Origin of the sequence: Micromonospora sp. L5 (assembly GCF_000177655.2) — a bacterium.
Taxonomy (GTDB): Bacteria; Actinomycetota; Actinomycetes; order Mycobacteriales; family Micromonosporaceae; genus Micromonospora; species Micromonospora aurantiaca.
Genome location: NC_014815.1, coordinates 1,642,639 through 1,666,187, shown reverse-complemented (window position 1 = coordinate 1,666,187; position 23,549 = coordinate 1,642,639). Strand labels below are relative to the sequence as shown.

Annotated in this window: 21 protein-coding genes and 1 pseudogene; 8 read left to right on the top strand and 14 right to left on the bottom strand. The window is 73.6% G+C overall.

Annotated elements, in window-relative coordinates:
- Window positions 1-7 precede the first annotated feature (7 nt).
- The gene (ftsY, locus tag ML5_RS08150; protein WP_013284575.1) at window positions 8-1,198 is read right to left on the bottom strand and encodes a signal recognition particle-docking protein FtsY; all 1,191 of its coding nucleotides are present in this window, start codon (window positions 1,196-1,198) and stop codon (window positions 8-10) included.
- A 146-nt stretch (window positions 1,199-1,344) separates the two neighbouring features.
- Here ftsY and ML5_RS08145 point away from each other — a divergent pair, with 146 nt between their 5' ends.
- From ML5_RS08145 to ML5_RS31415, 5 genes and pseudogenes are all read left to right on the top strand, one after another.
- Complete coding sequence (locus tag ML5_RS08145; protein WP_013474362.1) at window positions 1,345-3,057, top strand: alkaline phosphatase D family protein; 1,713 nt, start codon at window positions 1,345-1,347, stop codon at window positions 3,055-3,057.
- Between the two features lie 13 nt (window positions 3,058-3,070).
- Entirely contained in the window at window positions 3,071-3,496 is a 426-nt protein-coding gene (locus ML5_RS08140) for a MarR family winged helix-turn-helix transcriptional regulator (RefSeq protein WP_013284573.1), read from the top strand.
- A gap of 110 nt (window positions 3,497-3,606) precedes the next feature.
- A complete protein-coding gene (locus ML5_RS08135) occupies window positions 3,607-5,196 on the top strand; it encodes an MDR family MFS transporter (RefSeq protein WP_013474361.1) in 1,590 nt (529 codons plus the stop codon).
- A 2-nt stretch (window positions 5,197-5,198) separates the two neighbouring features.
- The gene (locus ML5_RS08130; RefSeq protein ID WP_013474360.1) at window positions 5,199-5,687 is read left to right on the top strand and encodes a universal stress protein; all 489 of its coding nucleotides are present in this window, start codon (window positions 5,199-5,201) and stop codon (window positions 5,685-5,687) included.
- Window positions 5,688-5,755: 68 nt separating this feature from the next.
- Window positions 5,756-6,153: pseudogene (locus ML5_RS31415) on the top strand (DUF664 domain-containing protein).
- Here ML5_RS31415 and ML5_RS08120 read toward each other — a convergent pair.
- A complete protein-coding gene (locus ML5_RS08120; RefSeq protein WP_013474359.1) occupies window positions 6,140-7,129 on the bottom strand; it encodes a helix-turn-helix domain-containing protein in 990 nt (329 codons plus the stop codon). The pseudogene ML5_RS31415 and the gene ML5_RS08120 overlap by 14 nt on opposite strands.
- Before the next feature lie 77 nt (window positions 7,130-7,206).
- Here ML5_RS08120 and ML5_RS08115 point away from each other — a divergent pair, with 77 nt between their 5' ends.
- A complete protein-coding gene (locus ML5_RS08115) occupies window positions 7,207-8,142 on the top strand; it encodes an SMP-30/gluconolactonase/LRE family protein (protein WP_013474358.1) in 936 nt (311 codons plus the stop codon).
- Window positions 8,143-8,181: 39 nt separating this feature from the next.
- Here the strand turns inward: ML5_RS08115 and ML5_RS08110 are convergent, their stop codons facing one another.
- The 3 genes from ML5_RS08110 to ML5_RS08100 all read right to left on the bottom strand — a co-directional run bounded on the left by ML5_RS08110 (window position 8,182) and on the right by ML5_RS08100 (window position 12,908).
- Window positions 8,182-8,802, bottom strand: coding sequence for an HAD-IA family hydrolase (locus ML5_RS08110; RefSeq protein ID WP_013474357.1), 621 nt, complete (start codon window positions 8,800-8,802; stop codon window positions 8,182-8,184).
- Window positions 8,799-12,398: a chromosome segregation protein SMC gene (smc, locus tag ML5_RS08105; RefSeq protein ID WP_013284567.1), complete on the bottom strand. Its 3,600-nt coding sequence runs from the start codon at window positions 12,396-12,398 to the stop codon at window positions 8,799-8,801. The genes ML5_RS08110 and smc overlap by 4 nt, the downstream gene beginning before the upstream one ends.
- A gap of 315 nt (window positions 12,399-12,713) precedes the next feature.
- Entirely contained in the window at window positions 12,714-12,908 is a 195-nt protein-coding gene (locus ML5_RS08100) for a hypothetical protein (RefSeq protein ID WP_013284566.1), read from the bottom strand.
- Window positions 12,909-13,280: 372 nt separating this feature from the next.
- On the opposite strand from ML5_RS08100, the gene ML5_RS08095 reads away from it, so the two are divergent.
- Window positions 13,281-14,483 carry a CAP domain-containing protein gene (locus tag ML5_RS08095; protein ID WP_013474356.1) on the top strand — a complete coding sequence of 401 codons (1,203 nt, stop codon included), beginning with the start codon at window positions 13,281-13,283 and terminating at the stop codon, window positions 14,481-14,483.
- A gap of 77 nt (window positions 14,484-14,560) precedes the next feature.
- On the top strand, window positions 14,561-15,430 hold the full coding sequence (locus ML5_RS08090) for an endo alpha-1,4 polygalactosaminidase (RefSeq protein ID WP_013474355.1): 870 nt from the start codon (window positions 14,561-14,563) through the stop codon (window positions 15,428-15,430).
- A 249-nt stretch (window positions 15,431-15,679) separates the two neighbouring features.
- Here ML5_RS08090 and ML5_RS08085 read toward each other — a convergent pair whose 3' ends face one another.
- The 9 genes from ML5_RS08085 to rsmD form a co-directional block, all read right to left on the bottom strand.
- A complete protein-coding gene (locus ML5_RS08085; protein ID WP_013474354.1) occupies window positions 15,680-17,893 on the bottom strand; it encodes an MMPL family transporter in 2,214 nt (737 codons plus the stop codon).
- Window positions 17,894-18,132: 239 nt separating this feature from the next.
- Window positions 18,133-18,990: a bifunctional DNA-formamidopyrimidine glycosylase/DNA-(apurinic or apyrimidinic site) lyase gene (gene mutM, locus ML5_RS08080; RefSeq protein WP_013284562.1), complete on the bottom strand. Its 858-nt coding sequence runs from the start codon at window positions 18,988-18,990 to the stop codon at window positions 18,133-18,135.
- Window positions 18,983-19,786, bottom strand: a complete 804-nt coding sequence (gene rnc, locus ML5_RS08075) for a ribonuclease III (RefSeq protein WP_013474353.1) — start codon at window positions 19,784-19,786, stop codon at window positions 18,983-18,985. The genes mutM and rnc overlap by 8 nt, the downstream gene beginning before the upstream one ends.
- On the bottom strand, window positions 19,783-20,742 hold the full coding sequence (locus ML5_RS08070; RefSeq protein ID WP_030269999.1) for a fatty acid synthesis plsX protein: 960 nt from the start codon (window positions 20,740-20,742) through the stop codon (window positions 19,783-19,785). Before ML5_RS08070 ends, rnc begins: the two co-directional genes overlap by 4 nt.
- Window positions 20,743-20,874: 132 nt before the next feature.
- Complete coding sequence (rpmF, locus tag ML5_RS08065; RefSeq protein ID WP_013284559.1) at window positions 20,875-21,048, bottom strand: 50S ribosomal protein L32; 174 nt, start codon at window positions 21,046-21,048, stop codon at window positions 20,875-20,877.
- Window positions 21,049-21,053: 5 nt separating this feature from the next.
- The gene (locus ML5_RS08060; RefSeq protein ID WP_013474351.1) at window positions 21,054-21,617 is read right to left on the bottom strand and encodes a DUF177 domain-containing protein; all 564 of its coding nucleotides are present in this window, start codon (window positions 21,615-21,617) and stop codon (window positions 21,054-21,056) included.
- 123 nt (window positions 21,618-21,740) lie between these two features.
- Window positions 21,741-22,238, bottom strand: a complete 498-nt coding sequence (locus ML5_RS08055; protein WP_013284557.1) for a hypothetical protein — start codon at window positions 22,236-22,238, stop codon at window positions 21,741-21,743.
- A gap of 241 nt (window positions 22,239-22,479) precedes the next feature.
- Window positions 22,480-22,956 carry a pantetheine-phosphate adenylyltransferase gene (gene coaD / locus ML5_RS08050; protein WP_013284556.1) on the bottom strand — a complete coding sequence of 159 codons (477 nt, stop codon included), beginning with the start codon at window positions 22,954-22,956 and terminating at the stop codon, window positions 22,480-22,482.
- Window positions 22,953-23,516 carry a 16S rRNA (guanine(966)-N(2))-methyltransferase RsmD gene (rsmD, locus tag ML5_RS08045; protein ID WP_013474350.1) on the bottom strand — a complete coding sequence of 188 codons (564 nt, stop codon included), beginning with the start codon at window positions 23,514-23,516 and terminating at the stop codon, window positions 22,953-22,955. The genes coaD and rsmD overlap by 4 nt, the downstream gene beginning before the upstream one ends.
- Between the last annotated feature and the right edge of the window lie 33 nt (window positions 23,517-23,549).

Sequence of the window (23,549 nt, the reverse complement as noted above, 5' to 3'; positions counted from 1 at the left end):
GGAGAGGCTACGCGTCCCGGGCGAGCGGCTCGGTGCCGAGCAACGCGTCGACGAACTGTGCCGGGTCGAACGGGGCCAGGTCGTCCTTGCCCTCGCCGAGGCCGACGAGCTTGACCGGGATGCCGAGCTTGCGCTGCACGGCGATCACGATGCCGCCCTTGGCGGTGCCGTCGAGCTTGGTCAGCACCACGCCGGTGACGTTGACCGCCTCGGTGAAGACCCGTGCCTGCTCCAGCCCGTTCTGGCCGGTGGTGGCGTCGAGGATCAGCAGCGTCTCGTCGATCGGGCCGTGCTTCTCCACGACCCGCTTGACCTTGCCCAGCTCGTCCATCAGGCCGATCTTGTTCTGGAGCCGGCCGGCGGTGTCGATGAGCACGGTGTCGACGCCGGTGTCGATGCCGCGCTTGACCGCGTCGAACGCGACGCTGGCCGGGTCGGCGGCCTCGGGCCCGCGGACCGTCTCGGCGCCCACCCGGCCGCCCCAGGTCTCCAGCTGGTCGGCGGCGGCGGCCCGGAACGTGTCGGCCGCGCCGAGCAGCACGCTGCGGCCGTCCGCGACGAGCACCCGGGCGATCTTGCCGCAGGTGGTGGTCTTGCCGGCGCCGTTGACGCCGACCACGAGCACCACCGCCGGGACGCCCTCCTTCGGCGCGGTGCGCAGCGAGCGGTCCAGGCCCGGGTCGAGCGCGTTCACCAGCTCGGCGGCGAGCAGCGCCCGCAGCTCCTCCCCGGTGCGGGTGCCGAGCACCCGGGTCCGCTCGCGCAGCCGGTCGACGATCTCCCGGGTGGCGTCGATGCCGACGTCGGCGGTGATCAGGCTGTCCTCGATCTCCTCCCAGGTGTCCTCGTCCAGCCGGTCGCGGCTGAGCAGGCCGAGCAGGCCCTTGCCGAAGACGTTCTGCGAGCGGGACAGCCGGGAGCGCAGCCGGACCAGCCGGCCGGCGGTCGGCTCCGGCACCTCGACCTGCGGCACCTCGACCGGAGGGGCCGGCGGCGCCTCCACCACCACACCGGTGGTGAGTTCCGCCTCGGGGGCCTCGACCGGCGGGCCGGCCAGGTCCTCCTCCGTCCGGGTGTCGACCTCCGTGCGCGGCAGCGGCGGCTGCGGGCGCCGGCGCAGCCGGGGCACCACGAGGCTCAGGCCGCCGATGATCAGCACGCCGAGCAGGGCGAGAGCGACGAGGAGGTATTCCGTCATGCCCGAAATCCTGTCAGATGCCGACGACCGCGTCCCACTCACCGCCTCGGCACGCGAACAACCTGCGGGTACGCTCGCACCGGAAGGCGTACCGCAACCGCCGGCCGGGTAGGGAACAGCCGAAACGATCTTGTCGGAGGTGTGTCGTGCCCGGTTCCCGCCTGCTCATCGGCCCGTTGCTGCGCCGGGTCGTCGACACGCGGGCGACCGTCTGGGTGGAGACCAGTTCGCCCGCCGTGGTCACCGTCTGCACCGCGGACGGCGCCACCGGCAGTGCACCCACCTTCTCCGCGTACGACCACCACTACGCGATCGTCGTGGTGAGCGGGCTCACCCCGGACAGCGCCACGACGTACGAGGTGCTGATCGACGACGAGGTGGCGTGGCCGCTGCCCGACTCGTCGTTCCCGCCCAGCGTGATCCGCACCCGCGCGCTCGACGACGCCGACCAGCCGGTGCGGCTGCTGTTCGGCTCGTGCCGGGAGACCACCCAGCACTCCACCGCGCGGAAGCTGCCGCCTGACGCGCTGGACGCGTACGCCCGCCGGGTGATGGCCGCGCCCGACGAGGCCGTGCTGCCCGACCTGCTGGTGCTGCTCGGCGACCAGGTGTACGCGGACGAGACCTCGCCGACCGTGCGGCGGCTGCTCAAGCGGCGCCGGCGGCGGCCGAAGGACGCCCCGGCGACGCAGGTGGTGAGCTTCGACGAGTACACCAAGCTCTACCTGGAGTCGTGGCGCGACCCGGAGATCCGCTGGCTGTTCTCCACCGTGCCGAGCGTGATGATCTTCGACGACCACGAGGTGATCGACGACTGGAACACCTCGCAGTCGTGGCGCGCGGACATGCGCGAGCAGCCGTGGTGGGCCGAGCGGATCCGCAGCGGCCTTGCCTCCTACTGGGTCTACCAGCACCTGGGCAACCTCAGCCCGGACGAGATCGCCGCCGACCCGGTGTACGCGAAGGTCGTCGCCGCCGAGGACGCCACCGGCGTGCTGCACGAGTTCGGCGAGCGGGTCGACAAGGAGGCCGACCTGGCGCACGACACCGAGCGCTGGCGGGCCGTGCAGTACCAGTGGAGCTACGCGCTGGACCTGGGCCGCACCCGCCTGGTCATGCTGGACAACCGGTCCAGCCGGGTGCTCCTGCCGGGCAACCGGGCGATGCTGCCGCCGGGCGAGTGGTCGTGGTTCCTCGATCAGGCGCACGGCACCTACGACCATCTGGTGGTGGGCAGCTCGCTGCCGTGGCTGCTGCCGCCGGGCATCCACCACGTCGAGGCGTGGAACGAGCGCCTGGCCGACTCCGGCCGCCCCTGGGTGGCCCGGCTCTCCGAGCAGATCCGCCGGGCGCTGGACCTGGAGCACTGGGGGGCGTTCCGGCGCTCGTTCGAGGCGCTGGGCGAGCTGTTCGCGCGGCTGGGCAGCGGCACCGCGCCGCGCACCGGGGCACGGGTGGGCGCCGGGCCGGCGTACGCGCGACCGGCGTCGATCAGCGTGCTCTCCGGTGACGTGCACCACTCGTACGTGGCCCGGGCCCGGTTCGCCGACCGTAACGTCCGTACGCCCGTGCACCAGCTCACCTGTTCGCCGATCCACAACCAGGTGCCGGCCGCGATGCGCCCGCTGATGACGCTGGGCTGGAATCCCGGCCCGGCCGGGGCGACCCGGGCGCTGGCGCGCTCGGCCGGCGTACGCCGCCCGCCGGTGCGCTGGCGGAAGCTGGCCGGGCCCTACTTCGGGAACGCGGTGGCCACGCTCACGCACCAGGGCCGCAGGGCCGCCGTGGTGATCGAGGGGACGACGAGCGAGGGCGAGCTGCGGCCGGTGGCGCGACAGCAACTCAGCGACGAGGACTGAGTACCCTCTGAGCGTGGACGAGACGCTGCGCGCCGTGGAGCACGAGTTGACCGCGTTGCTGCGCCGCGGCCGGGCGCTGTCCTGGGAGATCGCCCGCGAGGTCCACCCGAACCTGGAGCCCAACGCGTACGGCCTGCTGCTCTGGCTGCGCCGCTCCGGCTCGATCCGGCTCACCGACCTGGCCGCGAAGCTGGGGATCGGCAAGGGCACGCTGAGCCGCCAGATCGGCGGGCTGGAGGCGCTGGGTCTGGTCCGCCGCGACCCGGACCCGACCGATCGGCGGGCGGCCCAGCTCAGCCTCACCGAGGAGGGCACCCGGCGGTTCGACGCGGCCCGGGCGGCGCGACTCGGACAGATAAGGCGTTCGCTCGAAAGCTGGCCGAAAGAGGACGTGGCGGACCTCGCCCGGCTGATGCACCGCTTCAACGAGTCGTTCTGAGCCCGCCGGCAGGGGGAACAATCCGCGCCCGGCCCGAGTTGTTGCTCAAGGCAACGGCTTCTACGGTTGCCCGAGGCAACCTTTCTCCCCCGCTCCGGAGGCACTTCACGATGACTCAGGCGACTGCGCCCGCACGGGCGACCGCCGTCGACATGTCCCACCGGCAGATCCTGGAGGCGCTCTCCGGCCTGCTGCTGGGCATGTTCGTCGCGATCCTCTCCTCCACGGTCGTCTCCAACGCGCTGCCGCGGATCATCACCGACCTGCGCGGCGGTCAGTCCGCGTACACCTGGGTGGTCACCTCGACGCTGCTGGCGACCACCGCGACCACGCCCATCTGGGGCAAGCTCTCCGACCTGTTCAGCAAGAAGCTGCTGGTCCAGCTCTCCCTGGTGGTCTTCGTGCTGGGCTCGGTGCTCGCCGGGCAGGCCCAGACCACCGGCGAGCTGATCGCCTGCCGGGTGGTGCAGGGCGTCGGCGCGGGCGGCCTCACCGCCCTCGCCCAGGTGATCATGGCGACGATGATCGCGCCGCGCGAGCGCGGCCGGTACAGCGGCTACCTCGGCGCGGTCATGGCCGTCGGCACCATCGGCGGCCCGCTCATCGGCGGCGTCATCGTGGACACCTCCTGGCTCGGCTGGCGCTGGTGCTTCTACGTCGGCGTGCCGTTCGCCGTGCTCGCCCTGATCGTGCTCCAGCGGACGCTGCGGCTACCAGTGGTCAAGCGCGAGGTGAAGATCGACTGGTGGGGCGCCACGCTCATCACCGCCGCCGTCTCGCTGCTGCTGGTCTGGATCACCCTGGCCGGTGACCGGTACGACTGGATCTCCTGGCAGAGCGGTGTGATGGTGGCCGGCGCGGCGCTGCTCGGCGCGCTCGCGGCCCGGGTCGAGAAGCGTGCCACCGACCCGATGATCCCGCCGCACCTGTTCCGCAACCGCACCATCACGCTCGCCGTGATCGCCAGCATCGCGGTCGGCGTCGGCATGTTCGGCGCCTCGGTGTTCCTCGGGCAGTACTTCCAGATCAGCCGCGGCGCCAGCCCGACCATGTCCGGCCTGATGACGCTGCCCATGATCGGCGGCCTGCTGGTCTCCTCGACAGTGGTCGGCCGGATCATCACCAGCACCGGCCGCTGGAAGAGCTGGCTGGTCATCGGCTCGGTGCTGCTCACCGCCGGCTTCGCGCTGATGGGCACCATGCGCGCCGACACCCCGTACTGGCACCTCGCGGTCTTCATGGCGCTGATCGGCCTCGGCGTCGGCATGTCCATGCAGAACCTGGTGCTGGCCGTGCAGAACACGGTCCGCCCGGACGAGCTCGGCGCGGCCAGCTCGGTGGTGGCGTTCTTCCGCAGCCTCGGCGGCGCGATCGGCGTGAGCGCGCTCGGCGCCGTGCTCGGCCACCGGGTCACCGGCTACATGGCCGACGGCCTGAGCCGCCTCGGCATCCCGGCCTCCGGGCCGGGCGGCGGCGGTCTGCCGGACGTACACACGCTCCCCGGCCCGATCCGCACAGTGGTCGAGGCCGCGTACGGGCACGCCGCGGGTGACATCTTCCTGGCCGCCGCCCCGTTCGGGCTGCTCGCCCTCGTCGCGGTGGTCCTCATCCGTGAGGTGCCGCTGCGCCGCTCCAACGCCGAGCCGGTCCCCGCCGGGCGGGAGACGGCCGAGGCGGTCCCCGCCGGAACGAAGGACTGACGATGGACGCCGCGGAGCGCGAGCGGTACGGCCCGCAGACCCGTCCGCTGCCCTACGAACGGGGTACGGACGGGCCACGGGTGGTGCTCGTCGGCGTGGACGGCAGCCGCACCTCGCGGCGCGCCGCCGCGTACGCCGCCGGCCTGGCCCGGCGGCAGGGCGCCACGCTGGTGGCGGTGTTCGTCAGCTCGCCGGCCTCGTACAGCGCGATGCTCTCCGGCGTGGTGGCCGGGGCGGTCCAGCAGACCCACGACGAGCTGGCCGACGAGCTGCGTGCCGAGTGCCGGCGCGGGGCCGAGGAACTGGACCTGCCGGTGACGTTCCTGTGCCGGCGCGGCGACGCCTACACCGAGCTGTGCCGGGCCGCCGACGAGCACCGGGCCGACATGGTGGTGGTCGGCTCCTCGGAGCAGGCCGGGCACAAGCTGGTCGGCTCGGTCGCCACCCGGCTCGTGCGCACCGGCCGCTGGCCCGTCGTCGTGGTCCCCTGAGGGTGTAAGGAAGGGCCCCCTGTTAACGCCTCGCGTTGTACAGGGGGCCCCTCTTAACATCTGCGCCCATGACCTGGACCGCACCCGAGATCGACCGCCGCCACGAGCCCTACGTCGCCGACGAGCGCACCATGCTCGAAGGCTGGCTCGACCACCACCGCGACACCCTGGTGCACCCGGCCTCTACGACGACCAGGAAGACCCGGACGCCGACCTGAACGCGGTCGCCGACGCCGACCCGGAGCAGACCTTCGCCACCTACCTCGCCGAGGTCGCCGCCGCCCGGCAGGCCGCCGCCGCCCTCTCCCTGGATCAGACCTTCCGGCGCCCCCGCCGGGACGGCACCGCCGAGACTCGGACGATGAGCGTCCGCTGGGTCTACATGCACATGATCGAGGAGTACGCCCGGCACAACGGCCACGCCGACCTGATCCGCGAGCGTATCGACGGCGTCACCGGGGCCTGACCCCTGCCGGGCCGCCCGCCCGCAGCACCTGCTCGCCCAGCGGGGTGAGGCAGTGCCGCACCCCCGCGCCGTCCCGCCGCGTGGTGATCAACCCGGCGGCCCGCAGGGTCGCCGCGTGCTCGCTGGCGGTGGCCGCGGAGACGCCGACCCGGCGGGCCAGCTGGGAGGTGCCGGGAGCGTCGGCGGTCGCCGCCAGCACGGCCGCCCGGGTCCGCCCGAGCAGGTCGGCCAGTGGCGCCCCGGCCCCCAGCTCACGCCGCCCCGGCCGGATCGGGTAGACCAGCACCAGCGGGCCGCCCGGGTCCGCCAGCAGGTAGGGCTGCGGGGCGAGATGACAGGGCAGCAGGGTCAGGCCCCGGCCGCCCGCGGCCACCTCGACGTCGTCGGCGACCGCGCACCGGTAGGACAGCGCGTAGTGCTCCCCCGTCTCGGCCCAGGCCAGGTACGGGCTGAGATCGCGCAACACCCGGTCGAGGCCGCCGGCCGCCAGCGTGTGGCCGCGTACCGCCCGGTCGGCCCGTACCGCGCCCTCGATCTCCGACCAGTAGGGCGCGAGCGCCACGCCGTGGAAGGCGCGCATCGCGGCCCGCAGCCGGGCCCGGGCGGCGGGCTCCCCGGCGGCCAGCGGCGCCACCCGGGCGGGCAGCGCGCCGGACGCCACCAGCGGGCCCAGCTCGGCGGCGAGCACCTCGTCCGGGGTGCCGGCGACCCGGTCCAGCAGGGCGTCGAGGCCGCCGTCGAACACCGGCGGGGTCACCAGGTCCGGCACCAGGTACGGCGTCCGGCACAGGTCCAGGTAGGAACGCATCTCGGGGCGCAACGCCGCCCGGGTCCGGGTCCGCCACCCGGCGAGGTGCTCCGGCACGTCGGCCAGGACCAGCCGCTGGGCGGCCATCGCCAGCTCGACCAGCACCGCCGGTTCGGACCGCAGGACGGTGCGGCTCAGGTCGGCGGCGTTGAGTCGCAGGGTGGTCACCGGCGAACGGTAGCCACCTTTCGGCCCGTGCCGAAAGGGGCTTCCGGGCGGGCCGGCGCCGCCGGACGCTGCGTGGCGTGAAGACACTCCCTGCGGCGGCCACCGCGGTCCTGACGGCGGTGACCGTCGGCGTACCCCGGCCCGCCCCCACCGACGTCCATCCCGACACCTACGTCGTCTCCCGCGCGCCCGGCGTGCTGCCCGAAGGGCTCGCGGTAACCGCCAGCGGCACGATGTACGTGACGAGTTCGGCCACCGGCGCGGTCTACCGGGGCGACACCCGCCGGGCCGGGCTGCGCCCGTTCCTCGCCCCCGGCGCCGACGGCCGGACCAGCGCCGCCGGGGTCCGGGTGGACCGCCGGGGCCGCGTCCTCGTCGCCGGCTGGACCACCGGCACGCTCTTCGTGTACGCGCCGGACGGCAACCTGCTGGCCCGCCGCGCCGCCGCACCCGGCGCGGCCCTCAACGACCTGGCGGTCACCGAAGACGCCGTCTACGTCACGGACTCCGCCACCGGCACCGTGTGGCGGGCCGGGCTCACCGGCGGGCGCGTCGGCGCCCTGGTCCCCTGGGTGGGTCCGGACGACTTCCCGGCCGTCCCGGTCTTCCTCAACGGCATCGTGGTCGACCCGTCGGGCCGGGTCGCCCTCGTCGCGGAGCAGGGCGGCGAGCGCCTGTTCCGGGTCGACCTCGCCGACCGGTCCGTGACCGAGGTCGAGGTGAGCGGTGGCCGGATGGGCGCGGACGGCCTGCTGCTGGAGGGGGACCGGCTCTACGGCGTGGTCAACGAACCGGACGGCGCCGGCGGCACCCGGTTCCTGGTGAACCTGGCCCGGCTCGACCAGGAACTACGTACCGCCCAGGTGGTCGACCGGTCCCGCCCGGTCGGCATCCAGCGGTCGCCCACCTCGGTGGCGCGCGACGCCGGCCGACTGCTCTGGGTGGACAGCCAGCTCTTCGCGACCACGCCCGCCCCGCCGTTCACTGTCACCGAGGTGCCGGGCCTGCGGTGAGCGGCGCACGAGCCGGGCGGGACACGGGGCCCGTCCGGCTCAGTACGCCAGCGCCGCCCGCAGGTACCGCAGGTCGGCCGGGCCGCTCCAGCGGTGCGCGGACAGACCAGCCACCCGGGCGCCGGCCACCGCGCGGTCCTCGTCGTCGACGAACAGCACCCGCCCCGGCGGCGTCTCCAGCGCCTCGCAGGCGGCCTGGAAGTACTCCTTCGCCGGCTTGTGCACCCCGACGACCGAGGAGTTGACGATCACGTCCAGCTCCCCGATCAGGCCCAGCGCGGCCAGGTCGGCGTCGAGCAGGTCGGTCGCGTTGGTGCCCAGCCCCACCCGTACGCCGGCGGCCCGCACCTCGCGGACGAACGCCAGCACGTCCGGGTCGACCTCGCCGCGGTAGCTCTGCCACTGGTCCACCGCCGCCCGGGCCCGCTCCGGGTCGCCGATCGTCGGGGTCAGCGCGTCGGCCACGCTCGCCATCCACTTCGCGTGGCTGACCTGGCCGGTGAGCACCGGCTGGAGCAGCCCCCAGGACATCGCGATCTCACCGAGGACGCCCTCGGGCAGCCCGTACTCCCGCTCGACACCGGCGGCCACCGCCGGATCCCAGCGGCGCAGCACGCCGTCGAAGTCCACCAGGAGCGCCGTGGCGCGTTCCCGACTCACTCGTCTGTCACCTGTTCCTCGTCGTCGGCCCGGTTGAGCCGCTGGCTGATCACCTGGGTCACACCGGCGCGCATCGTCACTCCGTAGAGCGCATCGGCGATCTCCATGGTCCGCTTCTGGTGCGTGATCACGATGAGCTGGCTCTTCTCCCGCAACTGCGCCAGCAGTGTGATCAGGCGGCCCAGGTTCACGTCGTCGAGCGCCGCCTCCACCTCGTCCATGATGTAGAACGGGCTGGGCCGGGCGCGGAAGATCGCCACGAGCATCGCCACCGCGGTCAGCGACCGCTCCCCGCCGGAGAGCAGCGAGAGCCGCTTGATCTTCTTGCCCGGCGGGCGGGCCTCGACCTCGACACCGGTGGTGAGCAGGTCCTCCGGGTCGGTGAGCACGAGCCGGCCCTCGCCGCCGGGGAACAGCACGGTGAAGACCTGCTCGAACTCCCGTGCGGTGTCTTCGAACGCGCTCGCGAAGACCTCCAGGATCCGGTCGTCCACGTCCTTGACCACGGTGAGCAGGTCGCGCCGGGTCGCCTTGAGGTCCTCCAGCTGCTCGGAGAGGAACTTGAAGCGCTCCTCCAGCGCCGCGAACTCCTCCAGCGCGAGCGGGTTCACCTTGCCCAGCAGGGCCAGCTCCCGCTCCGCCTTGGCGGCCCGCTTCTCCTGCACCGGCCGCTCGTAGCGGACCGGCTCGGGCACCGGCCGGCCCTCCTTCTCGGCGAGCGCCACGTCCGCGTCGGTGGGCGGGACCAGCCGGTCCGGGCCGTACTCGGCGACGAGCGTGGGCACGTCCAGCCCGAAGTCCTCGGCGGCCTTGGCCTCCAGCTGCTCGATGCGCATCCGCTGCTCGGCGCGGGCCACCTCGTCGCGGTGCACCTGGCTGGTGAGCCGTTCCAGCTCGGCGGCGAGGCGCTTGGCCGCGCCGCGTACCTCGGACAGCTCGGCCTCGCGGGCGGCGCGCTCGCGGGCGACGGCGTCGCGGTGCTCCTCGGCCCGGGCGATGGAGACGGTGAGCCGGGTGAGCGCCTCCCGGGCGCCGCCGACCACGGCCCGGGCGATCTGGGCGCCGCGGGTGCGGGCCGCGCGCCGGGCCGCGGCGCGCTCCCGCGCCGCCCGTTCGGCGGTGGCCTGCCGGGCCAGCGAGTCGGCCCGCCCGGCGATCGAGGCCACCCGCTCCTCGGCGGTACGCACCGCGAGCCGGACCTCCATCTCGTTCTGCCGTGCCTGCGGCACCATGGCGGCGAGCTGGTCGCGCTCCTCGGTGGAGGGTTCGGCGTCGAGCGGGGTGGCCTCGGCCAGCCGCAGTCGTTCCTCCAGCTCGGCGAGCGCCGCGAGGTCCCGCTCCCGGGCCGCCTCGGCGCGTGCCCGGGACTCGCCGAGCCGGTCGGTCTCCGCCTTGGCCGAGCGGGCTGCGGCGCCCAGTTCGGCGAGGCGGCGCGCGGCGGCGTTGCGGTGGCTCTCCGCCTCCCGCTTGGCGGCGGCGGCGTGCTGCACCGCCTCCTTGGCGGCGGCCACCTCGGCGCGCGCCTCGGCGAGCTGTTCGCGCAGCTCGGCGGCGGTGCGTTCGGCGGTGGCCCGGTTGGCCCGCGCCTCCTCGACGGCGGCCTGCACCTCGATGAAGCTGGGCGCCTTGGCCGACCCGCCCGCCGCCGCGTACGCCCCGACCACGTCGCCGTCGGGCGTGACAGCGCGCAGCTCCGGATTCGCGGCGACGAGCGCGGACGCGGCGGCCAGGTCGTCGACGAGCGCCACGTCGCGCAACGCCCGGTGCACGGCCGGGCGGATCGCGGGCGAGCACTCCACCAGGTCGGGGGCCCAGCGGGCGCCCTCGGGCAGCTTCGGGCGCAACGCGTCGGCGGGCCCGTCCATGCCCGGCCCGGCGGGGCTGCCGACCAGCAGCCCGGCCCGGCCGGCGTCGGAGATCTTGAGCAGCCGCATCGCCTCGACCGCTTCGTCCACACCGCTGACCGCCACCGCGTCGGCCAGGCCGCCCAGCGCGGCGGCGAGCGCCGCCTCGTCACCGGGGGCGACGGTGAGCAGCCCGGCGAGGCTGCCGAGCAGCCCCGGCACCTGGTCGGCGCGGGCCAGCAGCTCCCCTGCGCCGTCCTTGCGGCGCAGCCCCATGGCGAGCGCCTCCTCGCGGGCCTTCCAGGTGGCGGCGTCCTTCTCGGCGGCGCGCTCCCCGTCGGCCAGGCTGCGCACCGCCGCCTGGGCCCGCTCGTGGACGGCCACCGCCTCGTCGTGCCGGGCGTCCAGGTCGGCGTTGTCCCGGTCCGCCTCGGTCGACTGCTCGGCGACCGCGTCCAGGTCGGCCTGCGCCTTCTCGGCGCGGCCCATCGCGTCGGTGTGCGCGGCGGCGAGCCGTTCGATCTCCTCGCCGGCACTCGTGGTCCGCGCCCGGGCGGAGTTGACCTGGCCGGTCAGGCGGGCCAGCCCCTCCCGCCGGTCGGCGATCGCCTTGGCCGCGGCGACCAGTTCCCGTTCGGCGGCGGCGAGCTGCCGTTCCAGCTCCTGGCGGTGCTCGACCGCCTCGGCCAGCCGGATCTGGTCCTCGGTGAGCGCCGCGCGCAGTTCCTCCTCCTGCTCGCGGACCCGCCGCGACTCCGCCTCCAGCTGCTCGGGGTCGCGCCCGGGGCGCTCGTCGTCGCCGGCGGCGCTGAGGTGACGCAGCCGCTCCCGGGCCAGTTGCTCGATCGAGCGGAACCGCTCCTGGAGCGCGGAGAGGCGGTACCAGGTGTCCTGCGCCGCGGCGAGCAGCGGCGCGTCCTCGGCCAGCGCCGCCTCCAGCTCGCCGAGGCGGCCCTGCACCTCGCCGTGCTCGGCCTCGATCAGCTCGCGCCGCTCGCGCAGCGCGGTCTCGTCGGCGATCTCCTTGTCCAGTGTGGTCCGCAGCGTGTGCAGGTCGTCGGCGAGCAGCCGCAGCCGGGCGTCGCGCAGGTTGGCCTGGATGCCGGCGGCGCGGCGGGCCACCTCGGCCTGCCGGCCCAGCGGCTTGAGCTGGCGGCGCAGCTCGGCGGTGAGGTCGGTCAGGCGGTTGAGGTTGGTCTGCATCGCGTCGAGCTTCCGCAGCGCCTTCTCCTTGCGCTTGCGGTGCTTGAGGACGCCCGCCGCCTCCTCGATGAACGCCCGCCGGTCCTCCGGCTTGGCGTGCAGCATGCCGTCGAGCCGGCCCTGCCCGACGATGATGTGCATCTCGCGGCCGATGCCCGAGTCGGACAGCAGCTCCTGGATGTCGAGCAGGCGGCAGGAGTCGCCGTTGATCTCGTACTCGCTCTCGCCGGAGCGGAACATCCGGCGGGTGATGGAGACCTCGGTGTACTCGATCGGCAGCGCGCCGTCGGTGTTGTCGATGGTGAGGGTGACCTCGGCCCGGCCCAGCGGCGCCCGTCCGGCGGTGCCGGCGAAGATGACGTCCTCCATCTTGCCGCCGCGCAGCGCCTTGGCGCCCTGCTCGCCGAGCACCCAGGCGATGGCGTCGACGACGTTGGACTTGCCGGAGCCGTTCGGGCCCACCACGCAGGTGATCCCGGGCTCCAGCTTCAACGTCGTGGCGGAGGCGAAGGACTTGAAGCCCTTCACCGTCAGGCTCTTGAGATGCACCTTCTCGATCCTCGTCCGGTGGCCGCCGTACCGTCGCCGGCTGCGCGGACCTGGTGAACCCGCAGACTAACCCGGGACCGGGGCGCCGCCGCCACGCGACCCACCCGCCGGACCGGCTGTCCGCTTTCCGCCCGGCGGTCGCGGGCGGAACGGAAATGCATGATCACAATTACCGGGCGCAATTCCGGGCGGTTCCGCAAGATCGAGAATTGCGACGCCGGCGACGAAAAGGGGTCCGCACATGGCTGCGCGCCGGCACTTGAGTGTCGGCGCGCTTTTCGGTGTGGTGCGATTCAGTTTACCGACAACTGGAGATCAGGTCAGTGCGGGCTCGGCCAGACGGAGGAGGTCATCGGCCTCCGCCGCTGCCGCCGCAAGCCGATCGTTGTCGGCGCGCAGACGCGTGATCTCGAACTCCAGTGCCTGAACCCTGGCACGCAGTCGGGTGACCTCGTCGAGCAGACGCCGGTCGGGCGCTGCACTTACGTGGCCGTAGAGGGCCTTCGCCATGCTGACTCCTTGATGTGCGCTGCCGGAAAGGCCGGCCAACGCGCGCCCATGATGTTCGCGGCTGCCATTCCCACTGCATCGGGGCATGGCTGGGCGCGACTGGCGACACCTACATATTGAGCCGAAACCCCCTCCTTCGTCAAGTTGACCAAGGCCGTAGATCATCTCCACGTCGGCCGGTCCACTCGCCGGGGGGCTGCCACAAGGCGCGGACACGCTCTGTCCGGACGCCTTTACTGTACGCCGGAAATGTGTGAACGACTCATCCTTGCCGCCGGCTTCGCCTTAACTCTTTCTTAGCCACGTTGCCGCAGCTCGGAGTGCGCCCGTAGCGTCACCCCGGCCCGCAACCGACCCGTGGAGGGGACAGGCGTGTACCGCTGGAACGACCCGATCGAACCGGAGGGCGCCCGCCGGCGTCCCGAGCCGCCGACCGACGAGGGTCCGGCGTGGCTCAGCGACCGGCCCGAGCCGCGGTCGTCGTACCTGTTCGGGGACGAAGCGCAGCAGCGGCCCGCCGGTCACGGCGTCGAGCCGGTCGCCGGGGGCTTCCGTCCCGAGAGCGCACCCCCGGCCTACGGACCCGCCGGCTCGTACCCGCCGGCCCGGGACAGGTGGAACGGCGAGGAGCAGCCGACCGACGCGTGGCACGGCCAGGAGCCCGCGTGGCGGGGCCACGAGCAGCCCGCGGCGTGGCAGGGCCAGGACCAGCCCACCGCCTGGCCGGGGCACGAGCAGCCGGCCGCTGGCTGGGAACAGCCCACCGCGACCTGGCAGCCGGCGACCGACACCCCGGCCGACGACCGGCAGCGCCCGAAGCGGCGCCTGTCCCGGCCACTCGTGATCGGCGGGGCCGCCGCCGCGGCGACGCTCGTGGTGAGCCTCGGCGTGGGCGCCGTCCTGCTGCCCGGCGACGGCCAGGGCACGAAGCGCACCTCCGCAGACGCGCCGGTGGCCGCCGCGCCGCAGGCGCCCGACGGGACCGATGAGGCGCCCGCCGACGCGCTCGCGCCCGAGTCGGCGAGCCCGTCCGCCGTACCGACCACCGTCGCGCCGAGCCCGACGAAGAAGGCCACCCCGAAGCCGAGCCGCAGCACCGCCCCGTCGCGGCAGCAGGAGCGCAGCAGCGCCCCGAGCAGCGGCACGTCGGGCGGCGGCTCCACGAGCACCAAGGCCACCGCCACGACCGGGCTGAGCGCCGAACTCCAGAAGGTCGTCACGATCGTGAACCAGGAGCGGGCGAAGGCCGGCTGCAAGGCGCTCACGGTCAACGCCAAGCTGAACCTGGCCGCCCAGCGGCACAGCCAGGACCAGGCCGACCACAAGAAGATGGACCACACGGGCAGCGACGGCAGCCAGCCCTGGGACCGGGTCAAGGCCGCCGGCTACAGCTACCGCATGGTGGGCGAGAACGTGGCCTGGAACTACCAGACCCCGGCGGCGGTCATGGAGGGCTGGATGAACTCCGAAGGCCACCGGAAGAACATCCTCAACTGCTCGTACACCCAGATCGGTGTGGGCGTTGCGCGCAGCAACGGGCCGTACTGGACGCAGGTCTTCGCCACCCCGAGCTGACCGCGCGTCGTGACCGGCCCGGCGTTCGTTGACCGGTCGGGGGCGGCGTCGGGCCGCCCGCGTCCGGGGAGCTGTCGATGCGGATCCGGCCGGTGTGGGCCGTGCCGCGCTCCCGGCCGGCCCGCGTCCGCCGACGTGGCCCGCGCCGGGGCGTGGCGCTCGCGCTGACCGCGCTGCTGCTCGCCCCGGTGCCGGCCTGCCGCCGGCCGATCACGCCGCCCGGCGCGCCCACGCCCTGGCCGGCCGCTCAGGCCGACCGCTGGCGGTGGCAGTGGCAGCTCACCACCCCGGTGGACGTCACAGCCGACGCCGACGTCTTCCTCCTCGATCCGGTGGCGACCACCTCGGCCGAGACCGCCGAGCTGCGCGAGCAGAGCCGCCGGCTGGTCTGCCACGTCCGGGTCGGCACGTACGCCGCCGGCGACCCGGACGCCACCCGCTTCCCCGCCGCCGTACGCGGCGCGGGCGTGCCGGGGCGGCCGGGGAGCCGTTTCCTGGACGTACGGGGCTGGGACGCGCTCGCTCCGGTGCTGGCCGACCGGTTCCGGCTGTGCCGGGGCAAGGGCTTCGGCGCGGTGGCGCTCGCCGACGCGGACGGCTACCGGCACCGCTCCGGCTTCCCGCTGGACTTCGACGACCAGCTGCTGTTCAACCGCCGGCTGGCCGGGCTGGCCCGCAAGCTGGACCTCTCCCCCGGCCTGGTCGACGACGTGCCGCAGGTGGCCGCGCTGGCCCCCGACTTCGACTTCGCGGTCAACCAGGAGTGCGTACGCCGCCGCGAGTGCGCGAAGCTGCTGCCGTTCGTCGACGCCGGCAAGCCGGTCTTCCACGTCGAGTACACCGGCGAGCCGGCGGACTTCTGCGTCACCTCGGTCGGCTACGGCTTCGCCTCGATCCGCAAGGACCGCCAGTTGGACGCCTGGCGGGAGCCGTGCGCCCTGCCGTGACAACCCCGCCGCCCCGCTCGCCGGGGAGCGGGGCGCCGATGACGATCATCCGGTACGAAAGCTGCCAACACTCTCCGTCACCCTCAGCGGCGAACAGATGCACGGAAGGCGGTATACCTGAGAGTCATAGTTATGACTCTCAGGTATACCGCGCGAACACGAATGCCTTCTCAGCGGCCGGCACGAGCCGGAACTGATGTCAAGCTGTTCGGCACTTCCGGTTGGGCGCCGGGGCGGGTCCGCTCGGGCTCAGCGGGCGCCGACCAGCTCCGGCGCCGGAGCGGGCGGCGGCTCGACCGCCGGGGTGGGCGTCCGGCGGCGCATGAACCGCGGCGCCCACCAGTTCGCGTCACCCAGCAGCGTCATCACCGAGGGCAGCACGACCGCGCGGATGATCGTGGCGTCCAGCAGGATCGCCGCCGCCAGGCCGATGCCGAGCTGCTTGAAGTCGATCATGCTGAGCGTGGCGAAGATGGAGAACACCGCCACCATCACCACCGCCGCACTGGTCACCACCCCGGCCGACGAGGTGATCCCGTGCGCCACCGCCTCCCGGGTCGGCATCCCCCGGTCGACCGCCTCGCGGATCCGGCTGACCACGAAGACGTGGTAGTCCATCGACAGTCCGAACAGCACCACGAACAGGAACAGCGGCAGCCAGGTGACGATCGCGTCCATCGAGGTGAAGCCGAGCAGCCCCTCCGCCCAGGTGCTCTGGAAGACCAGCACCAGCAGCCCGTACGCGGCGCCGGCGGAGAGCAGGTTCAGCACGATCGAGGTCAGCGCCACCACCATCGACCGGAACGTCCACGCCATCACCAGGAACGTCAGCGCCAGCACGAACGCCGCGACGATCGGCAGCTTCGCCCAGATGTGGGCGGCGTAGTCCTCGCTGGCGGCCACGCCGCCGCCGACCGCGTACTCCACGCCCGGGATGCCGCCGAGCGTGGCCGGGACCAGGTCCTCGCGCAGCTCGTGCAGCGACCGGGACGCCTCGTCGGAGCGGCTGGCGTGCGGCGTGGCCACCTCCAGCACCGACACCCGCCGGTCCGCCGACACCTGGATCTCCGGGCCGTCCCCCTCGGCCGGCGCGAAGAGCGGGTCGGCGGCGGTATGGCCGGCCAGGTCGGTGAGCGCGGCCCGCACCCGGTCGGCCTGCTCGGCGGGTGCCCGCACGGCGACCGTGTGGCTGGTGCCGTTGCTCGGGAAGGCCGCGGTGAGCCGGTCGTACGCCTGCATGGCCGCCGTGGTGCGCGGCACGTCCTCCGGGCCGGGGAACTTCAGCTTCATGCCGAGCGCGGGCGCGGTGAGCGCGAGCAGCAGCGCGACCGAGATCAGCAGCGTGGCCACCGGCGCGCGCAGCGCCGGCTTGAGCACCGCCGGCCAGAACCGGGGCCGGGCCGGCTGCCCGTCACGCGGCGCGGTGAGGCGCCACAGCAGCGGCACCCGCGGCCGGTCCACCCAGCGGCCCAGCTTCGCCAGAAGCGCCGGCAGCACTGTGAGCGAGCCGATCACGGCGACCGCGACCACCAGGATCGAGCCGACCGCCAGCGACGAGAAGATCGCGTCCTGGGCGAGCAGCAGACCGCCCATCGAGATGATCACAGCGGTGCCGGAGACCACCACGGCGTGCCCGGAGGTCTCCGCCGCGATCTCCACCGCGTCCAGTCCGGATCGGCCCTTCGCCCGTTCCTCCCGTTCCCGCCGCACGTAGAACAGCGAGTAGTCAACGCCGACCGCCATGCCGATCAGCAGGATGACGCTGGCGGTGGTGTCGGTGGCCGGCACCAGGTGCGAGGCGAGTGTGGAGAGGCCCATCGCTGCGGCCACCGAGGAGAGCGCCAGCAGCACCGGCACCCCGGCGGCGATCAGCGCGCCGAACGCGATGATCAGGATGGCCAGCGTCACCGGCAGGCTGAGCAGCTCGGCGCGCTTGAAGTCCTTGCCGAGCGTGTCGTCGAGCGCCTTGTCGATCGACGGGCCGCCGACCTGCTCCACCCGCAGCTGCGGGTGCGCGTCCTGCACCTTGGCGGTGGTGTCCCGCAGCGGCTGCACCCGGTCACCGGCGGTGCCCGGGTCGCCCGACATGGTGATCGGCACCAGCAGCGCGCTGCCGTCGCGCGACGGCATCGGCGTACCGATCGAGGCCACGCCGTCGACCTGCCGCAGCCGGTCCGCCGCGTCCTGCGCGGCGGCCTTCGCCGCGGCTTGGTCGAGCGAGCCCGAGCGGGCGGTGATCAGCACGTTCTCAGTCGCCGGCCGGTCGAACCCGCCACTGTCGACGATCAGCTGTGCCCGTCCGAACTCGCCGATCGCCTGATCCTCGTCGGTCGCCTCGTTCAGCCCGGCGGCGCTGCCGCCCACGAAACACACCGCCACGAAGACCACCCACAACGCGATCGCGCGCCACGGATGCTCCGCACTCCACCGTGCCAGCCGCACGGCCACCGGTCGCCTGCCCATGTCCCGGGTTCCACCCTCCTGATGCCGGCCCTGTGCCGACCCCAGATGACGCTAGGCAGCAGGCGGGGCCCCGACATCGGGGAACGGCCCCCGCTCGTCCCCGATCCGGCGGACGAGGTCCGCGCGGCCGGAACCGGCCGCGCGGACCGGGCGGAAAAGGGCATCTCCGGGTACGCTCCGGCGCGTCTCCGGGGACCGTCGGGCGAAGCACACCGGCGCAACCCCGAACCGGCTCGGGGTCATCCCCGGAGGGTGCCCCGGGGCCGCGGCTGGCATCGCGGGCAGCTGTAGGAGGACCGGTTCATGAACGCCTCCCGCCGGATCGGCGCGCCGCAGCGCGGGCAGGGCTCCCCCTCCCGGCCGTACGCGTTCAGCGACCGGTCGAAGTAGCCGCTCTCGCCGTTGACGTTGACGTACAGCTCGTCGAAGCTGGTGCCACCCTGCTTGATCGCCTCGGCGAGCACGTCCCGGACGTGTCCGAGCAGCCGCAGCGCGGCCGGACGGGTGAGCGCGTCGGCCGGGCGGGTGCCGTGCAGCTTCGCCCGCCACAGTGCCTCGTCGGCGTAGATGTTGCCCACTCCGGAGATCAGCGTCTGGTCGAGCAGCGCGCGTTTGATCTCCGTACGCTTGCGCCGCAGCGCCGCCACGAACGCCTCGTCGGAGAACTCCGGGTCCATCGGGTCGCGCGCGATGTGGGCGATCTCGGCGGGCAGCTCCGCCCCACCTTCGGACACGGACAGCCCGCCGAACGTGCGCTGGTCGACGAAGCGCAGCTCCGGCCCGTCGTCGGCGAATCGGAACCGGACCCGCAGGTGCAGTTCGTCGGCCGCGCCGACCGGCTGCAGCAGCAGCTGGCCGGACATGCCGAGGTGGCCGATCACCGCGTCGCCGCTGTCCAGCGGCAGCCAGAGGTACTTGCCCCGGCGCTGCACGCCGGTGACCGTCCGGCCGGCGAGCACGTCGGCGAAGTGCGCGCCACCGGGCGCGTGCCGGCGTACGGCGCGGGGGTGGCGTACCTCGACGGCGGCGATCCGCCGGCCGATCACCCACTGGGCGAGTCCCACCCGGACGGTCTCGACCTCGGGCAGCTCAGGCACGGCCCGCGCCCGCCTCGACGTCCGTGGCGTCGTCCTGGACCTGCGGGCTCGTCTCCGCCTGGGACTGCGCCGCCGCCTCTGCCTCGGCCTGCTCGGTGAGCGTCCGCCAGGCCGACTCGGCCGCGCGCTGCTCGGCCTCCTTCTTGCTGCGTCCCTCCGCGCCGCCGTAGCGGTTGCCGGCCACCACCACCCACGCGGTGAACGTCTTGAGGTGATCAGGCCCGGTGCCCTCGATCCGGTACTCGGGCACGCCGAGCCCGAGCGCGGCGGTCAGCTCCTGGAGGCTGGTCTTCCAGTCCAGCGCCGCGCCCCGGCCCGCCGACTCGGCCATCAGCGGGTCGAACAGCCGGTGGATGACGATGGCGGCGGTGTCCAGGCCGTACTGGAGATAGATCGCGCCCAGCAGCGCCTCCAGCGTGTCGGCCAGGATGCTCGCCTTGTCCCGTCCGCCGGTGGCCTCCTCGCCCTTGCCGAGCAGCAGGTACGCGCCCAGCCCGTCCGGGCCGAGACCACGCGCCACGTCGGCGAGCGCCCGCATGTTGACCACGCTGGCGCGCAGCTTCGCCAGCTGCCCCTCGGGCAGGTCGGGGTGGTTGTGGAACAGCGCTGTGGTGATCACCACGCCGAGGACCGAGTCGCCCAGGAACTCCAGCCGCTCGTTCGTGGGCAGGCCGCCGTTCTCGTACGCGTACGAGCGGTGGGTCAGCGCGCGCTCCAGCAGTTCCGGGTCGAGCGACACCCCGAAGGCCGCCTCCAGGTGGCCGACGGGAGCACGCCGCCGCTTGTCGTTGGTCATGGTGCTACCTCGGTGTCGTGTCGGTCAGGTGCGAGATCGTGCGGGATGTCGGCGAGCAGGGCGCGGACCGTTCCGGCGGCGTCGCGGCGCCACAGGTGGGCCGCGAGCGCGATACCGGAGGCGACGTCCTCGGAGCCGGCCGCGCCGTGGCACACCACCACGGTGCCGCCCACCCCGAGCAGCGCGGCGGCACGTGGGGCGCCGCCGCGTGACGGTGGGCCGCCGGCCATGGCGTACGCGCCCTCGATGGCCTTCAGCAGGACGTTTCCGGTGAAGCCGTCGGTCACCACGACGTCGGCGCGGGTGCCGAGCGAGATGTCGTACCCCTCGACCAGGCCGACGTAGCGGCCGTCACAGGGCAGCGGCGCGGCGGCGAGCGCGGGCGCGGCTACGCGGCGCAACCGGTCGCCCTTGCCGGTCTCCAGGCCGACGGAGAGCAGCCCGACGCGGGGTGCGGTGACGGCGTGGGCCACCGACGCGTAGGCGGCGCCGAGGAGGGCGTGCCGGGCCAGCGTGGCCGGGCCGGGTTCGAGCGTGCCGCCGACGTCGAGCAGCACCACCGGCCCTTCGACGGCGGGCAGCGTGGCGGCGAGCGCCGGGCGGCGGATACCGGTCCAGCGGCCGAGGCCGAGCGCGGCGGCGGTGACTGTGGCGCCGGTCGAGCCGGCGGAGACGACCGCGTCGGCGAGCCCGTCACGGACCGCCTGCACGGCGGTGCGTACCGTGCTCTCGCCGCGGGCGGCGGTGGGATGGTCGGCCATGCCGACGGCGGTCCGCACCGGGCGGACCGTGACCCGTGCGCGCTGAGCCGGGTCGAGCGCACCGATCAGCTCGTCGGCCACCTCGATCGGGCCGACGAGCATCAGGTGCAGGGCGGGATCCGTGCGTACCGCTCGCAGAGCGCCGTCAACCACGACGGCGGGAGCATCGTCCCCGCCGAGGAGGTCGACGGCGATCCGCGCGGTGCCCGGCTCCGACGGTCCGCCGGCCGTGAGCCGGTCGGCGGTGGCGGGAGCCGGGGCACCGGGCGAGAGCCTTGGTGCGCGCGTCACCCGACCGGTGGTCGGGGACGTCACTCGGCGGCCGGGTCAGACCTCGAGGACCTGACGGCCGTTGTAGGTGCCGCAGACGGAGCAGGCGGTGTGCGGCAGCTTGGCCGACTTGCACTGCGGGCAGGCCACGGTCGCCACCGCCGAGGCCTTCCAGTTCGCCCGGCGGGCGCGGGTGTTGCTGCGCGACATCTTGCGCTTGGGGACGGCCACGGTTCTTACTCCTCTGTACGGGTCAGTTGCGTCAGGCTCGCCCAACGCGGGTCGACCTGCTGATGGCTGTGGTCGGCCGGCAGATCGTCCCAGTGCACCCCACACTCGGGGCACAGCCCTGGGCAGTCCTCCCGGCAGAGCGGGTTGGTCGGCAGCGCCAGCACCACCGCGTCCCGCAACGCCGGCTCCAGGTCGATCAGATCGCCCTGCATCCGGCCCACCTCGTCGGTGTCGGTCGTGTCGTCCGTGGCGCTGTTCTCGTACGCGTACAGCTCCTGGATCGTCACGGCCAACGAGTCGTCGATCTCGCGCAGGCAGCGGCCGCACTCGCCCTTGACGGGACCGGTGACGGTCCCGGAGACGAGCACGCCCTCGGACACCGACTCCAACCTCAGGTCGAGGTCGAGGTCCGCGCCCTCCGGCACACCGATCAACTCCACGCCGAGGTCCGCCGGTGCCGGCACGACCCGCTTGTGCGTACGCAACGCGCCAGGTCGGCGCGGCAGTTCCCTCGTGTCGAGAACCAGCGGCGACCTGGGGTCGAGTGTGCTTGGCGAGTGTTTGGGCATAGTCAGACTCCGGCCGTTGAGAGGCCGACAAAGAAGGTTACCTGCCAGGTGGGCGGACCGTCGAACCGGGGCTCACCTCCGGCTCGACGGCAGCCGGCTGTCGGCGACCGGCCTGCGCGCCGCTCAGAAGGGTAGCGGGCGGTCCGGCTCGTCCCCGGCGAAGGTGCCGATCTCGCGCAGCGCGTGCATCTTGTCCCGGCCGCGCTCTATCGAGGCCAGCGCCCGGGTGAGGAACTGCTCGAAGTTCGCCAGCGCGGTGTCGACGTAGTCGTCCACCTCCTCGCGGAGGCGCTGCGCCTCGGCCCGCGCCTCGGCGATGATCCGGGCGCCCTCGTGCTCGGCCGAGACGGTGATCTCGTTGACCGAGACCAGCCGGGCGTGTTCCGCCTCACCCTCGCTGATGATCCGGTCGGCCTCGCGCTTGCCGGCCTCCATGATCTTGTCCCGCTCCTCCAGCAGCGCGGCGGCCCGGCGCAGGTCCGCGGGAAGCTCCGCGCGCAGCTCGTCGAGCGTGGCGATCATCTCGCCCCGGTCGACCATGCAGTTGTTGCGCGACATCGGGACGGAGCGGGCCTGCTCCACCATGGCGATGAGTTCGTCGATGCGATCGAGCGGGTCCACCGGTACCTCACTCCTGTCTTCGTCGGCCGCCCTCCATCATGCGGCCTACGCCCCGTCTCGGCGCTGCTGACATCATGTCGCGCCCGGGCCACAAGCACCCCACCCGCCCCACCCGGCGCGTCGCCCTCCCCCACCCTCCACTCGGCGATCTTGCACTTGCGGCCCGGCACTCGTCCCTTGCGGGAGGAATGTCCGGGCCGAAAGTGCAAGATCGCGGGGGTGGGGCGAGGGCGGGCGGGGGTCAGGGGCGGAGGCGGGTGGCGAGCTGGGCTCGGACCAGGTCGGGGACGTGGGCGGAGATGTCGCCGCCCCACTTCGCCACGTCCTTGATCAGGCTGGACGAGATGAACGAGTAGAGCGGGTTGGTCGGCATGAAGAGCGTCTCCACGCCGGCCAGGCCGATGTTCATCTGCGCCATCTGCAGCTCGTAGTCGAAGTCGCTCACCGCACGCAGGCCCTTGATCAGCACACTCGCCTGCTGGGCGCGGCAGAAGTCGACGAGCAGGCCGCGGAACGACTCCACCCGGACGTTGTCGTACGAGGCGGTCACCTCGCGGAGCATGGCGATCCGCTCCTCGACGGTGAACAGGCCCTGCTTCGACTGGTTGACCAGCACTCCGACGATCACCTCGTCGAACAACCGGCTGGCCCGGCCGATGATGTCGAGGTGTCCGTTGGTGACCGGGTCGAACGAGCCCGGGCAGACCGCACGTCTCATGATCGGCGACCGTACCAAAGAGTGGTCTCGCCGTAACGTCTGCTGCGCTCCGGAGTGACACCTTCCACCCACGTGACCGGTCCGGTACGGCTGGACCGCTCGACGACCACCAGGGCGTCCGGGGCCAGCCAGGCGCCGTCGACCAGCGCCGCCAGCATCGCGGTGATCTCGGCGTCCGGCACCGCGTACGGCGGATCGGCGAAGACCACGTCGTACGGCCCGTCGGTGGGCCCGGCCGCCAGCACGGTGGCGACCTTGCCGGTGACCAGGCGCGCGGCCGGCGCGGCCCGGAGCGCGGCGATGTTCTCCCGGATCACCCGGGCGGCCCGCGCGTCGGACTCGACGAGCAGGACGTGGGCCGCGCCCCGGGACAGCGCCTCCAGACCGACCGCGCCGGAACCGGCGTACAGGTCGGCGAAGCGCGCCCCGTCCAGGTCGACGTGGGAGTGCACGGCGCTGAACAGCGCCTCACGGACCCGGTCCGAGGTGGGACGGGTGCCGGCGCCTGGTGGCGCGGCGATCCGCCGGCCGCCGAGCGTGCCGGCCACGATCCGGGTCACCGTCGCTCCCTGCGCATGCCCCGACGCTACGCG

Excerpts from the sequence above, each read along its gene's own strand:
- coaD (WP_013284556.1), bottom strand. The coding sequence starts at position 22,956 with ATGAGACGTGCGGTCTGCCCGGGCTCGTTCGACCCGGTCACCAACGGA.
- ML5_RS08100 (WP_013284566.1), bottom strand. The coding sequence starts at position 12,908 with ATGGCGAAGGCCCTCTACGGCCACGTAAGTGCAGCGCCCGACCGGCGT.
- ftsY (WP_013284575.1), bottom strand. The coding sequence starts at position 1,198 with ATGACGGAATACCTCCTCGTCGCTCTCGCCCTGCTCGGCGTGCTGATC.
- ML5_RS08060 (WP_013474351.1), bottom strand. The coding sequence starts at position 21,617 with ATGCCCAAACACTCGCCAAGCACACTCGACCCCAGGTCGCCGCTGGTT.
- ML5_RS08135 (WP_013474361.1), top strand. The coding sequence starts at position 3,607 with ATGACTCAGGCGACTGCGCCCGCACGGGCGACCGCCGTCGACATGTCC.
- ML5_RS08085 (WP_013474354.1), bottom strand. The coding sequence starts at position 17,893 with ATGGGCAGGCGACCGGTGGCCGTGCGGCTGGCACGGTGGAGTGCGGAG.
- ML5_RS08130 (WP_013474360.1), top strand. The coding sequence starts at position 5,199 with ATGGACGCCGCGGAGCGCGAGCGGTACGGCCCGCAGACCCGTCCGCTG.
- ML5_RS08090 (WP_013474355.1), top strand. The coding sequence starts at position 14,561 with ATGCGGATCCGGCCGGTGTGGGCCGTGCCGCGCTCCCGGCCGGCCCGC.
- rnc (WP_013474353.1), bottom strand. The coding sequence starts at position 19,786 with ATGACCAACGACAAGCGGCGGCGTGCTCCCGTCGGCCACCTGGAGGCG.